Source organism: Mesorhizobium sp. B2-4-18, assembly GCF_006441385.1.
In the GTDB taxonomy this organism is placed as follows: Bacteria; Pseudomonadota; Alphaproteobacteria; order Rhizobiales; family Rhizobiaceae; genus Mesorhizobium; species Mesorhizobium australicum.
The window spans coordinates 557,493-570,831 of record NZ_VFUW01000002.1; the positions used below are offsets into that span (position 1 = coordinate 557,493).

Consider the following 13,339-nt stretch of genomic DNA (forward strand, 5'->3'; position numbering starts at 1 on the left):
CATATCGGTGAAGCCGCCGTATCGGGCACTTTGCCGGAACAAAACGTAGACAGTTCTGGTCTTTCCCTCCCGAATCACTACATTCGGGGGAGATGTCCGGCTTTTCCGAAGACATGCCCTTTTTCGACGAACCCGATGCGCGGCCCACGGCCCCGTCGGGCATTGCCGCGCGCGCCATGGCTGCCCGCGGCGGCCAAAACAATGCGCCCGACTATCTCAGGGGCTTGAATCCCGAGCAGCGGCTGGCGGTGGAGACCACCGAAGGCCCTGTTCTGGTGCTGGCCGGCGCCGGCACCGGCAAGACCCGCGTGCTGACCACCCGCATCGCCCACATCCTTGCCACCGGCAGGGCCTTCCCCTCGCAGATCCTGGCCGTCACTTTCACCAACAAGGCCGCGCGCGAGATGAAGCAGCGCATCGGCATCCTGATCGGCGAAGGCAATGTCGAGGGCATGCCGTGGCTCGGCACCTTCCACTCGATCGGCGTGAAGCTGCTGCGCCGCCACGCCGAGCTTGCCGGCCTGAGGTCCGACTTCACCATCCTCGACACCGACGACGTCGTGCGCTTGATCAAGCAGCTGATCCAGGCCGAGGGCCTGGACGACAAACGCTGGCCCGCGAAACAGTTCGCCCAGATGATCGACGGCTGGAAGAACAAGGGCCAGGGTCCGGCCGATATCGCCGAGGGCGATGCGCGCAGCTTCGCCAACGGCAAAGGCCGCGAGCTCTACAAGGCCTATCAGGAGCGGCTGCAGACGCTGAACGCCTGCGATTTCGGCGATTTGCTCTGCCACCCGATCCGCATCCTCCGCGCCAATCCCGATGTGCTGAAGGACTATCACCGGCGGTTCAAATACATCCTCGTCGACGAGTACCAGGACACCAACACCGCCCAATACATGTGGCTGCGGCTTCTGGCGCAGAGGCCGAGCGGACCACAACCAGCGCGAAGTGGTTCTCCGGGTGGGCGCGTTCCAAGTTTTTCCGGTGTTTCGGATAGAACGGAAGCGGCTAGCTATAGACCCGCAACTCCAGAGGACGAATCAACAGTTTCGGCCGAAGGCCGCAAGCCCGACCGGGCGTCCGAGCCGTTGCGAGGCCCCCGCGGAGGGCCCGCGCCGGCAGGCGCGGAACAGCCCGTGAGCGAAAACAAAGTCAATATCTGCTGCGTCGGCGATGACGACCAGTCGATCTATGGCTGGCGCGGCGCCGAGGTCGACAACATCCTGCGCTTCGACAAGGATTTTCCGGGCGCAACCATCATCCGGCTGGAGCGCAACTACCGCTCGACCGCGCACATACTGGGCGCCGCCTCCCATCTCATCGCCTACAATGAGGGCCGTTTCGGCAAAACGCTGTTCACCGACCGCAACGATCCGGAGGACGGCAAGGTCAACGTCCACGCCGCCTGGGATTCGGAGGAGGAGGCCCGCGCCATCGGCGAGACCATCGAGGCCTACCAGCGCCAGAAGCATAATTTGAACGACATGGCGATCCTGGTCCGCGCGTCCTTCCAGATGCGCGCCTTCGAGGACCGCTTCATCACGCTCGGCCTTAACTATCGCGTCATCGGCGGTCCGCGTTTTTACGAGCGCATGGAAATCCGCGACGCGCTGGCCTTCTTCCGCGTCGTCGCCAACAGCACCGACGACCTCGCCTTCGAGCGCATCGTCAATGTGCCCAAGCGCGGCTTGGGCGAAGCGACCATCCGCCAGATCCACGACACCGCGCGCGCCTTGCGCATCCCGATGCTGGAGGCGGCGGGTACACTGGCGGAAAGCGACGAGCTGAAGCCGAAACCGCGCGCCGCGCTGCGCGAGGTCGCGGCCAATTTCGAACGCTGGCAAAAGGCGCTGGAAACCACGCCGCACACCGAACTCGCCGAGACCATTCTCGAGGAGAGCGGCTACACCGACATGTGGAAGAACGACCGCTCGGCGGAAGCCCCCGGGCGGCTTGAGAACCTGAAGGAACTGATCCGTTCGATGGAGGAGTACGAATCACTGCGCTCCTTCCTCGAACATGTCGCGCTGGTCATGGATGCCGAGCAGAATGCCGGGCTCGATGCCGTCTCCATCATGACGCTGCATTCGGCCAAGGGCCTCGAATTCGAGACCGTCTTCCTGCCCGGTTGGGAGGAAGGCCTCTTTCCCCATCAGCGCGCGCTCGACGAAGGCGGCCGCTCGGGGCTCGAGGAAGAGCGGCGTCTCGCCTATGTCGGGCTGACGCGGGCCAAGAAGAACCTGCATATCTGGTTCGTCTCCAACCGCCTCATCCACGGGCTCTGGCAATCGACCATCCCGTCGCGCTTCCTCGAGGAACTGCCGGAAGCCCATGTCGAGGTCGCCGAAGCCGGCAACTCCTATGGCGGCTACGGCAATCCCTATGGCGGCGGCTCGTTCGCATCCGGCCGTGGCGGCGGCCAGGGGGCGGGAAGACAGAACCCCTATGGCGCCTCGCGCTTCGACAATATCGGCGGCAATTCGGGCGGCGGGGAAAAATCCGGCGCCTTCTCCAACACCTATTCGACGCCGGGCTGGCAGCGTGCGCAGGCCAACCGCACCGAGGCGACCGACCGCAACTGGGGCACGCGCTCGGGCCATCAGGTCGAACGCATCGGCTATGGTGAAACAGACTCTGGCTACGGCGCCGGCCGTACCAGCGTCAAGGGCCGCACCATCGATGGCGAGCTGGTCGCCAAATCCGTCTCCGACACGCCGTCCGCCTTCAGCGTCGGCGACCGCGTCTTCCACCAGAAATTCGGCAACGGCAACATTTCAGCCATCGAGGGCAACAAGCTGACCATCGACTTCGACAAGGCCGGCCAGAAGCGCGTGCTGGACGGGTTTGTGCTGCCAGTGTGAGGCTGCCAGCCTCGAAGGCTGACGTCCCGCCTCAATCCACCTTCTTCTCGCCCCGCTCCCCGGCCTTCACGATATCGCCCGTCGTAAACAGGATTTCCTTCAGTTCCACGCGCCAGTCCGTCTTCTGGCGCAGCAGGAATTCGAGGTCCATGCCGAAATGCTTGAACTCCTCGCTCTGCGCGTTCTTCATGATCGCCTTGGCCTGCGGGTTCTTCTCGACCGACATGCGCTGTTCGTACCAGCTGATCGCTTCCGCCTCCTCGATCAGCGAGGTGATCATGCGGGCAAAGGTCCGCACTTCCTGCGACAATTCTTCCGGCGGTTCGTGGTACTGGTCGAAACCCATGTCGTCCTCCCTCAACGGCTCACGGATGGAGCCAGGCATTGGCCCGCATCCATGAATGCGCGGGACGCGCCGCGGGTTCCGGGATCACGGCCACAATTCGGGATGATGGATCCGCGAACTATCTCACGACACTGGCGCAGCGCCGCCCTCTTCCGTGCGCCGCGCGATGAACGCGTCGAGCACGCCTGACGTGGCGGCCGCCGCGGCCGGCGGCTCAAAATCGGCAAGGGTGCGCTTCCAGATGCCGGTGGCGCGTTCGGTGGCGGTCTTCGAGCCGCTTTGCGTCCAGTTGCCGAAATTCGACCAGTCGGCCACCAGCGGCTCGTAGAAGGCGGTGCGGTAGCGCGCCATGGTGTGGCCGGCCGAGAAGAAGTGGCCGCCCGGCTGCACTTCGGCGATCGCCTCGAAGCCTATTGCGTCGTCGTCGCCGGGGGTCGCCGCACAAAGTTCCGCGAGCGTCTGCAGCGCCTCGATGTCGGTGACCAGCTTTTCCAGGGAAACGCTCAAGCCCCCTTCCAGCCAGCCGGCCGCGTGGATGCAGACGGTGGCGCCCGACAGCACCGAGCCCCATAGCGCGAACTGCGTCTCGTGCGCGGCCTGCGCGTCCGAAATGTTGGCCGCGCTGCCGCCGCCCGAGCGCCAGGGCAGACCGGTGAAGCGCGCCAATTGGCCTGCGCCCAGCGTGGCTTTGACGTGCTCCGGCGTGCCGAAGGCCGGTGCGCCCGATTTCATGTCGACATTGGAGGAGAAGGAACCGTAGACCACCGGCGCGCCCGGCCGCACGATCTGCGCCAGCGTCAGCCCGGCCAGCGCTTCGGCATGCTGCAAGGTCAGCGCGCCGGCCACGGTGATCGGCGCCATCGCACCGGCCAGGCAGAACGGCGTGATGATCAGGACCTGGCCCGCCTTGGCGAAATCGATGATGCCTTGCGCCATCGGAATGTCGAGCTGGCGCGGCGAGTTGGTGTTGATGACGGTGTAGCAATGCGCGCCCGAGCGGAACTCGTCCTCGGACAGCCCGCGCGCCAGCCTGATCATCTCGAAACTGTCATCGACCTGCGGCGTGCCGCGCGCGAACACGAACGGAAATTTGTCCGACAGGGTCAGCTGCGCCCGGTTGACGGCATAGTGGCGGAAACGATTGTCGATGTCCTGCGGTTCGATGCATGGCCCCAGCATGTGCAAGACGTCGAAATGCTGCACCAGCTTGATCAACTCCTCGAAGGCGACCAGCGTTCCGGGCCGCCGGCCGCGCTCGAGATCAGTGACGTTGGGCGCGCCGGAGCCCGCCAGGAACGTCATCGAGCCCAGTTCAAGCGACAGGTCGCGATTGCGCGCTCCGGCATAAGCGTGGATCGATCGCGGCGCCGAGGCTAAGGCTGCCGCCACCATGTCGCGGCCGATGCGCACCATGTCGGTGTCGGGGTCGACCAGGGCGCCGGCGCGGGCGAGCATCTCGCGCGCCTCGGGCAACAGCACCTTGATGCCCAATTCTTCCAGCACGCGCAGCGCCGTGTCGTGGATCGACGCCACCTGGTCGTCGGAAAAGATCGGCTGCGGCAGGAATGGATTCTTCAGCGACCGGTAATTGGGCTTGCGGCTCGATTCGCTGCCTGCCTCGCCCATGCGTCCGCGCCGGCGTTCGCGCCTGGTATCCCGTGCAGCGTCATCGACCATCAGAAACTCCTCCTCATTGCCGCATCGCCCTGCCCTGGGGACCGTAGGGCCGAGGCCGCGATGACCCGCGCCGTCCGTGCGACGCCGACAATGTGCACGCAAAGCGCCATCCCCTCCCCGGCGAAACCGTCGTCCACCAACGCCAGCGCGACGCTCTTGCCGATCGTGGTAGCCAAATCCGCCCGAGGCGCCGACAAAGCCACCCCCGATAACCACTGCGCGATAGTGCGGCTTCAAGGCTTCCGCTCGCGGTCAGTTCGAAGCCGGCATCATATCCGTACTAGACATAAGTGTCTATTACGCCAAACACGCTCTATGGGCGGTCACTAATTCCCGCTCTCCTGGTTTTTATCTGCACATGGAGAGACCGGCGGACCCGTATGGCGCACTGTCACGCAAGCATCATGTTGACGCCTTAGATCGCTTTCGGGGAGGCACGCGCGGCATCATCGATGCGGCACCTCTTTTTCATTTTTCCTTCGGCCGCTCCGGCGTGCTTCGTCATAAAGAGGATTGTCCATGAAACACCTGTACCGAACCGCCTCGCTCGGCGTCGCGCTGGCCTTGTTCACCGCCCTCACCCCGGCGCTTGCCGATGGCGTGGCTTACATCAACAAGGGCCTTGTCGGCGTCGGCCGCATCCCGGCCGACCAGCGCGACAAGTTCGGCGAGACCTTCGGCTCGGGCTCGGGCATGGCGATCGACATTTCGGGCTGGACGCATGATGCCGGCACCTACAAGGGATCGCTCTGGCTACTGCCCGACCGTGGCTACAATGTCGCCGGCACCACCGACTACCGGCCGCGCCTCAACACCATCGCCATCGAGTTCACGCCTGTCGCGCCGGGCGCTGCTCCCGCCGCCGGCCAGGAACAGACGGGCGTCAAGGCGACGCTTGCCGACACCATGCTTCTCACAGACGACAAGGGCGCCGATGCCACCGGCCTCGATCCGCTGTCGGACGTACGCGCCGCGGCCGGCGACATGCCCATGCTGCCCGTCGCCACCAATGGCAAGCTCGCGCTCGACAATGAAGCCATCGTGCGGCTGCCGGACGGCTCGATGTTCATCTCCGACGAGTACGGCCCCAACATCTACAGGTTCTCCGCGCAAGGCCGCCTGATGTCGGCGACCCAGCCGCCTGCGGCTCTCGTGCCGATGCGCAAGGGAGCGCCGAACTTCTCCTCCGACAATCCCGGCCCGGGCGCCGCCGACCCTGATCCGAAGGATCCCGAAACCGGGCGCCAGAACAACCAGGGCCTCGAAGGCATGGCGATGACGCCGGACGGCAAGTTCCTGATCGCCGTGCTGCAGTCGGCGCCGAGGCAGGATGGCGGCGATTCACCCTCGACACGGCAGAACACGCGGGCGCTGGTCTACGATGCTTCCGACCTCGCCCATCTGAAGCTCGCGCATGAATATGTCGTGCCGCTGCCGGTGTTCAAGGATGCCAAGGGCAAGACTAAAATCGCCGCGCAGAGCGAGATCGTGGCGCTTTCGGCCACGTCCTTCCTGATGCTGGCGCGCGACAGCGGCAACGGCCAGGGCTTAAAGAAGGGTGACGCTTCGCTCTACCGCCAGATCAACATCGTCGACGTCTCCGGCGCGACCGACATCGCGGGCGGCGCGTTCGACGCGGCCGACAAGCCGGTCGCGCCCAAGGGCGTGCTTGATCCCTCGGTGACGCCGGCCAAGCTGACACCGTTCATCGACATTAACGACGCCACCGCGCTTGGCCACTTCGGCCTGCATAATGGCGGCGCGAAGGACCACAACGAGCTTTCGGAGAAATGGGAGGCCATGTCATTGGCCAGCGTCCTCGACCCGAAGCTGCCCGACGACTATTTCCTGTTCGTCGGCAACGACAATGACTTCCTCGCCCAGGGCGGCTTCCAGGTCGGCGCGCCTTACAAGGCCGATGACGGCGCCGATGTCGACACCATGTTCCTGGTCTATCAGGTCACGCTGCCGGGTTTCGGCAAGAAGTAACGATCACTGCTCAAGCGGGCGCGCCTGGCGCGTCCGCTTGAGCAGGTCGTGAAGGCCTACTTCAGGAATTCCGCGTCCTTCGGCACGCCGGCATCGATCGGCTCGGCCGTCCTGCTCGACACGGCCATGATCTTGCCGGCTGCCGACAGGTTGGGCCGCACGAACACATGAGCGGGAGGTCGATGATGTCCTGGTTCATAAGCGCACGCAGCCGGACGACGCGTTCTTGCCGACCGAATTCCATTCCGGCGAGCCCGGCCGATCGAACGGTCACTGCTCCTCGGCGCAGGGTGCATCTCGGTCCGGCCTGCGATATCGTCGCGGGCCAGAGTCACATTTGCCAGGTTGGCTGCCATGGACGAAAAAATGCCCGCACGCCGGCGTACCGGCGACCTGACCAGCGGCCCGATCCCGCGCACGCTGCTGCTCTTCGCCTTGCCGGTGCTCGGCTCCAACGTGCTGCAATCGCTGAACGGCTCGGTCAACGCCGTCTGGGTGGGCCGCTTCCTCGGCGAGTCGGCGCTGACCGCGACGTCCAACGCCAACCTCGTCCTGTTCCTGATCCTCGGCACGGTGTTCGGCATCGGCATGGCGGCCACCATCTTGGTGGCGCAGTCGGTCGGCGCCCGCGACCTGCCCGAGGCGCGCCGCATCGTCGGCACCAGCGCCACCTTCTTCTTCCTCGTTTCAGTGGTGTTCGCGGTCTGCGGCTGGATCTGGGTCGACGCCATCCTGGGCGCGCTCGGCACGCCGGCAGACGCCTTGCCGCTTGCACGCTCCTACCTGCGCATCATCTTCGTCGCCGTGCCGATGATGAACCTTCTGTCCTTCGTCATGACCGTGCTGCGCGGTGCGGGCGATTCACGCACCCCCTTCATCTTCATGGCGCTGGCGGTCGTGCTCGACATCGTGCTCAATCCCCTGCTCATCCGCGGCATCGGCCCGTTTCCTGAACTCGGCATCGCCGGTTCCGCCACCTCGACGCTGATCGGCCAGACCGTGAGCGTCGTCGCCATCCTCGTCGTGCTCTACGCGCGCAAGCATCCGTTGCGGCTGGCCGGCGCCAATCTCGTCCTGCTGCGCCCGGATCCGGCGCTGCTGCGCATCGTCGTCTTCAAGGGCGTGCCGATGGGCCTGCAGATGATCGTCATCTCGGCGGCGGCCTTGACGGTGATGGGCATCGTCAATTCCTACGGTTCGCAGGTCGCCGCCGCCTACGGTATCGCCGCGCAGCTCTGGACCTACATCCAGATGCCGGCGCTCGCCATCGGCGCCGCGGTCTCTTCCATGGCGGCGCAGAATGTCGGCGCCGGTCGCTGGGACCGGATCGGCCGCATCGCCGCCTCCGGCGTCGGTTTCAACCTTGTCCTGACCGGCGCCCTCGTCGCGCTGCTATGGGTCTTCGACCGTTCGATCCTGAGCCTGTTCCTGAGCAGCGACAGCGCGGCGATCGATATCGCCGCGCATATCAACACGGCCGCTTCCTGGTCGTTCATCCTGTTCGGCATCACCATCGTGCTGTTCGCCACGGTGCGCGCCACGGGTGCCGTGATGCCGCCGCTGATCATCCTGGTGATCTCGTTGCTCGTCGTGCGCACCGGCTTTGCCTATTACATGCGCGGCGTGATCGGCGAGGAAGCGCTGTGGTGGAGTTTTCCGGCCGGTTCGATCACCTCTCTGATCCTGGCCGCGATCTACTACCGCTTCGGCGGCTGGCGCAGCTTGCACATGATCGAGAACAGGCCGGCTGCCGGCGAACCGCCCGACACCGGCCTTGGCATGCCGCGCCAGCGCGCGAACATGGCGCCTGAAACGCCGAACGGCTGATGCCGGCCCGCCTTGCCGGCGTGCCTTGCCGGGCTGGCGCGGCGGTCTCAGCGCCTCTGTCCGAGCCCGAAGGCGAGCGCCACCAGCGCGAACGCGATGATCATGGCCGCGAAGGCCAGGCTCGCGACGACAGCACTGGCATAAGTCGACACGACGCCGATGCCGATGACAGGCAAGGCGTTGCCGACAAAGCAGCAGACGAAGAAACTGGACACGACCTCGGCGCGGCGATCCCGCGGCGCGATCTCGTTCACCACTTGCAGGCCGCCGCGATAGCCGAGCGCTGCCGCCACGCCGCAGCAGGCCGTCGCCGCGATCATCAGCGCCATCGAGGCCAGCATCTGCGCCGCCACCACAAGCATGGTGCTTGGGATCATCAAGGCCAGCGCGGCCAGCATCGCCTTGCTGCTCCCCATCCGCGCCAGCGCCACGATGCTGATTGCCGCGACCATCGCCAGTTCGAAGAACAGCGCACCGGCCACGGCGTGGTTGGCCTCATGCAGTTGCTGCGCCAGGATGCTCGGCGCCACCGCCGCATAGAAGCCGACCAGCGCCATCGCGCCAAAGCCGGTCACCGCCGGCGCCACGAAGCGCGAACGGATCTGCGCCGGCACGGAAAGCCGCGGCCGCATGGAGACCTTGCCAAGGCCGCCTGGCTTCATCACCGTTTCGCGCGTGCGCCAGACCATGATCGTCACCACCGCGAGCGTCGCCAGGTAGACAATGAAGACCAGACGCAATGGCCACGGCTCGTATTGGGCCAGCAGCCCCGAAACAAGCGCCCCGAAACCGAGGCCGAGAAAGTTGGTGCTGGTCGCGATGACGCTGGCGCGCGACCTGCCGGCCTCTGGAAGAAGCTCGGCGATCCACGCGGTTCCCGTCCCGGCGCCCACGCCGATGCCAAGTCCGCTCAGGATCCGCGCAACATCGAGCGACGCGACATTGCCGGCAAACAGGAACACAACCGCGCTGATGACGGCGACGATCATGGCTGCAAGCGCCGCCGGCCGGCGCCCGACGACATCCGAAACGCTGCCGAACACCAGCAGGGCGCCGAGATTGCCGACGACATAGACCGCGTAGATCAGCGTCAAGGTGATTTGCGAAAAGCCGAATTGCTGCTTGTAGACGATATAGAGAGGCGTCAGCACCGTGCTGCCGGCAAACAGCACCGCGATCATCGCCGCGACAGTCGGGATCGCGAGGACGTCGCTGCCGGCTTCGTTCTGAGTTTGCGCCAGATCGCGAAAGGCCATGGCCAACCTCCTCACCGGGTTCAGGGGTCGCGACGTTAACGCGTCCTCACCGCCGACGTTCCGGTGGACGGCCAGGCTCCTGACACCACGGTGGGCATTGCCCGGCCGGCAAGCCGATGATCGCAAAAAATGGCTCGGGGCCAGCGGCCCGATCCATCACGGCATCCTTGCCGTACTAGGCGCAATCAGTCCTGTTTGCAGAAAAAACCGGGCCTACTTGCAGGAGAAACCAGGTGCGATCTTGCACTTGCCGGGACGCGGCTTGTGCGGCGGGCGGTGGTGGGGAGGACGGTGATGGGGCCGATGATGCCAGTGCGGCGGCCGATGCGGCGGGCGCACGATGATAACCGGCGGATGCACGACTTGGGTCCGCGAGAGATAGCCGGAACTGGCCCAGCCGCTGACACCGCCGCCATGGATCCTGCACCAGCCCGGCTGACAGCCGGTCACGTCGACCCTGAGACCGGCCGGCAACGTCCCGACCTTGGCGTATCCCGCGCCAGGTCCGGTACGCACGTTGAGGCTCGTCGTCGTGTGGGCGCCGTAGGCGAAGGCCGCGGCGGACGTCCCGAAGACGGCGGCCAGAATGGTCGCTATCGCAAGCAGAAATCGAAATCTCATCAGTCCCTCCATCGAGCGCCGGCCGTTCGACTGCTTCGGCCGGGACTGCATCGCAAGGGGAGAGGCAGGGCAGGCAAAAGTCAACAAGTTACCAAGGCCAATCACCACGATCACCGATCCGGGTGGAAGTTTCCCCTGATATAGTTGAGGAATTTTGCGTACGCCGTTTATCGGCATGCCAACATCCGCTAACGATTTACTATCTTTCGGCAATTCGTCGCGGACCGAGGTGGTGATCATGGGCAAGGGCAGGGTCGAGGCATTCACCGACGGCGTGGTGGCGATCATCATCACCATCATGGTGCTGGACTTGAAGGTTCCGGAAGGCGAGGATTTTTCGGCGCTGCTGCCGCAGTGGCCGGTCTTCCTGTGCTACGTGCTTTCGTTCATCAATGTCGGCATCTACTGGAACAATCTGCACAACATGTTCCATACTGTGCAGCGTGTCGACGGCCGCGTGCTGTGGGCGAACCTGCATCTGCTGTTCTGGTTGTCCCTGATGCCGGTGACGACCGCCTTCATGGGCGAGAACCATTTCGCCGCGGTTCCGGTCGCGGTCTATGGTTTTGACCTTGTAATGTGTGCGACCGCCTACAGCATCCTGGTCATTGCGCTGCATCGGCTGCATGGGCCGGACACCGCATTCGCCAAGGCAATCGGCCGCGATCGCAAGGGAAGGATTTCGCTCGCCGTCTACATAGCGGCCGTTGGGCTGACCTTCCTCGACCGGTGGATCGGCGTGGCGCTCTATGTCGCCGTCGCCCTGATCTGGCTGGTGCCGGACACGCGCTTTGCGCGGGTGATCGAAAAATAGCCATCTGCCTGACGCAATCCGGCAGGGCAAACCGCTTCACATGTTTCGTGGAATTGCCTAACCGCGCATCGCCTTCAGCTTTTCCGCCACGGAAGCGGCCAGATCGGCATAGCGCTCTTCCAGCCGCTCCGCCGCCTTGATGATCGAGAAATCATGGCCGAACTTTTCCAGCGCCATGCGCAGTTTCTCGACGAACTCGGCCTGTTGTTCGAGCGCCGAAAACAGAGTCTTCACCTGGGCTTCGCTGATATCGGGGTTGGCCAGCATCTGCGGCACCTCGCGCCCCATCCGGTCGCCGGTGGCGGTCTGTTCCTTCAGAATTGCAACCCAATCCGTCAATCGGAAATCTCCTTTTTGGCGTCGCAGCATGCGCAGCCACGACCGGACTGGTCAACCGACAAGTCCCGACGGAGGCTTGCGCAAGCCCGTTCTGGCGCTAAGTTCGGCGCCATCAAAAAGGAAGCATCGCCGATGATCGCCGACACTGAGATCCAGACCGCCCTGCCAGCACTTGGCCAGGGCAACACCGCCGTCATCACCGGCGCCGCCAGCGGCATCGGCCTTGCCGCGGCCAAACGGCTGGCGCTGATGGGCATGAAGGTCGTGCTGGCCGACATTGGCGGGCCGCGCCTCGACGATGCCGCGCGGGCCGTCTCCGCGATTGCCGGTGACGACGCCGTGCTTGCCGTCGCATCGGACGTTTCGAAGGCCGATGAGGTCGATCGCCTCGCCGACCGGGCATTCGGCGCCTTCGGCGAGGTCTCACTGCTGATGAACAATGCCGGTGTCGGCGACAACCCCGGAAAGCCCTGGGAAAACCGCGACGGCTGGAAGCGGCTGCTCGACATCAATTTCTGGGGCGTGGTGCATGGCGTCGAAGCTTTCGCGCCGCGCATGCTGGCGTCGGCCAAGCCAGGCCTGATCGTCAACACCGGCTCCAAACAAGGCATCACCACACCGCCCGGCAACCTCGCCTACAACGTTTCCAAGGCTGGCGTGAAAACCTTTACCGAGGGCTTGGCGCATGCGCTGCGCAATGAACCCGGCGCCCGCCTGTCGGCGCATCTGCTCATCCCCGGCTTCACCTATACCGGCCTGACCGAGGGCGCGACCGAAAAGCCGGCGGGAGCGTGGACGGGCGAACAGGTGATCGATTTCATGCTGGAATCGCTGGTCGGGGGCGACTTCTATATCCTGTGTCCCGACAATGAGACGGCGCGACCCATGGACGAAAAGCGCATGGCCTGGGCGATCGGCGACATCATCGAAAACCGCCCTGCCCTGTCGCGCTGGCACCCCGGCCACAAGGATGCATTCGCGGCGTTCATGAAGCGATGAGCATGTCCCGAACATGGCCGCTGTGCGGATCACATAACGCGAACACCGGCGGAACTCTCGAAAATTGACCGCGGGTTCAGCCGCCGGCGCTTCGTGCCACCTCTTTTTTCGGTTTGCGTTTTGCCGCCACGACTTTCTTTGCGGCCATGGTCGCGACTTTGTCGTCATGCCGCTTCGCCGCGACCTCGCATTTGGCGCGGATCTCCTGGACCTCGGCTTCAGTCAGGTGCTCGATGCCGATGAAGGTGTTTTTGGCCTCGCTCACCCGTATCAATTCGTCGAGCTTGGCCTGGATCGCGGCGCCGTCCCGATTCTGGGTGTTTTGGATGAGAAACACCATCAGGAAGGTGATGATCGTGGTTCCGGTGTTGATCACCAACTGCCAGGTGTCGGAAAAATTGAAGAACGGCCCGCTCACCGCCCAGACGATAACGATCAGGCAACACACCGCAAATGTCAGAGGCAGTCCGGTGAGATGGGCGATCTGGTTGGCGAATTTGGTGAAAAGCTTCTCGATCATGTGGTCCCTCAAAACAGCGCCGCGTCATGCGGTCCGCCGGAAGAAACAACCAGCAGCCATTTCGGGTTCCCGCCGATAAAAAATACG

11 protein-coding genes and 1 pseudogene are annotated in these 13,339 nt (G+C 64.5%); 5 read left to right on the top strand and 7 right to left on the bottom strand.

Features of this window, described 5'->3' with window-relative positions; genetic code table 11:
- Positions 1–92 precede the first annotated feature (92 nt).
- Positions 93–2,864 (top strand): UvrD-helicase domain-containing protein, encoded by a 2,772-nt coding sequence (locus FJ527_RS06265; RefSeq protein ID WP_140822230.1) that lies wholly within the window; start codon positions 93–95, stop codon positions 2,862–2,864.
- Positions 2,865–2,895: 31 nt separating this feature from the next.
- Here the strand turns inward: FJ527_RS06265 and FJ527_RS06270 are convergent, their stop codons facing one another.
- The gene (locus FJ527_RS06270) at positions 2,896–3,210 is read right to left on the bottom strand and encodes a hypothetical protein (RefSeq protein WP_015317239.1); all 315 of its coding nucleotides are present in this window, start codon (positions 3,208–3,210) and stop codon (positions 2,896–2,898) included.
- A 123-nt stretch (positions 3,211–3,333) separates the two neighbouring features.
- The gene (locus tag FJ527_RS06275) at positions 3,334–4,887 is read right to left on the bottom strand and encodes a trimethylamine methyltransferase family protein (RefSeq protein ID WP_140822232.1); all 1,554 of its coding nucleotides are present in this window, start codon (positions 4,885–4,887) and stop codon (positions 3,334–3,336) included.
- Between the two features lie 519 nt (positions 4,888–5,406).
- Between FJ527_RS06275 and FJ527_RS06280 the strand changes: the two genes are divergently transcribed.
- The gene (locus tag FJ527_RS06280) at positions 5,407–6,876 is read left to right on the top strand and encodes an esterase-like activity of phytase family protein (protein ID WP_140822234.1); all 1,470 of its coding nucleotides are present in this window, start codon (positions 5,407–5,409) and stop codon (positions 6,874–6,876) included.
- 175 nt (positions 6,877–7,051) lie between these two features.
- On the opposite strand, the pseudogene FJ527_RS29550 reads toward FJ527_RS06280, so the two are convergent.
- A pseudogene (locus FJ527_RS29550) lies at positions 7,052–7,131 on the bottom strand (L,D-transpeptidase); the annotation flags it as partial.
- A 111-nt stretch (positions 7,132–7,242) separates the two neighbouring features.
- Here FJ527_RS29550 and FJ527_RS06290 point away from each other — a divergent pair.
- Positions 7,243–8,703 (top strand): MATE family efflux transporter, encoded by a 1,461-nt coding sequence (locus FJ527_RS06290; RefSeq protein ID WP_246677684.1) that lies wholly within the window; start codon positions 7,243–7,245, stop codon positions 8,701–8,703.
- Positions 8,704–8,750: 47 nt separating this feature from the next.
- On the opposite strand, the gene FJ527_RS06295 is transcribed toward FJ527_RS06290, so the two are convergent.
- Positions 8,751–9,959, bottom strand: coding sequence for an MFS transporter (locus FJ527_RS06295; RefSeq protein ID WP_140822238.1), 1,209 nt, complete (start codon positions 9,957–9,959; stop codon positions 8,751–8,753).
- A gap of 213 nt (positions 9,960–10,172) precedes the next feature.
- Positions 10,173–10,580 (bottom strand): SH3 domain-containing protein, encoded by a 408-nt coding sequence (locus FJ527_RS06300; RefSeq protein ID WP_140615663.1) that lies wholly within the window; start codon positions 10,578–10,580, stop codon positions 10,173–10,175.
- 238 nt (positions 10,581–10,818) lie between these two features.
- Here FJ527_RS06300 and FJ527_RS06305 point away from each other — a divergent pair, with 238 nt between their 5' ends.
- A complete protein-coding gene (locus FJ527_RS06305) occupies positions 10,819–11,394 on the top strand; it encodes a TMEM175 family protein (protein ID WP_140615661.1) in 576 nt (191 codons plus the stop codon).
- A gap of 57 nt (positions 11,395–11,451) precedes the next feature.
- On the opposite strand, the gene FJ527_RS06310 is transcribed toward FJ527_RS06305, so the two are convergent.
- Complete coding sequence (locus FJ527_RS06310; protein ID WP_140660926.1) at positions 11,452–11,733, bottom strand: hypothetical protein; 282 nt, start codon at positions 11,731–11,733, stop codon at positions 11,452–11,454.
- Between the two features lie 132 nt (positions 11,734–11,865).
- Between FJ527_RS06310 and FJ527_RS06315 the strand changes: the two genes are divergently transcribed.
- Positions 11,866–12,732 carry an SDR family NAD(P)-dependent oxidoreductase gene (locus FJ527_RS06315; RefSeq protein WP_140822240.1) on the top strand — a complete coding sequence of 289 codons (867 nt, stop codon included), beginning with the start codon at positions 11,866–11,868 and terminating at the stop codon, positions 12,730–12,732.
- A 76-nt stretch (positions 12,733–12,808) separates the two neighbouring features.
- On the opposite strand, the gene FJ527_RS06320 is transcribed toward FJ527_RS06315, so the two are convergent.
- Positions 12,809–13,252, bottom strand: a complete 444-nt coding sequence (locus FJ527_RS06320) for a low affinity iron permease family protein (protein WP_181166289.1) — start codon at positions 13,250–13,252, stop codon at positions 12,809–12,811.
- Between the last annotated feature and the right edge of the window lie 87 nt (positions 13,253–13,339).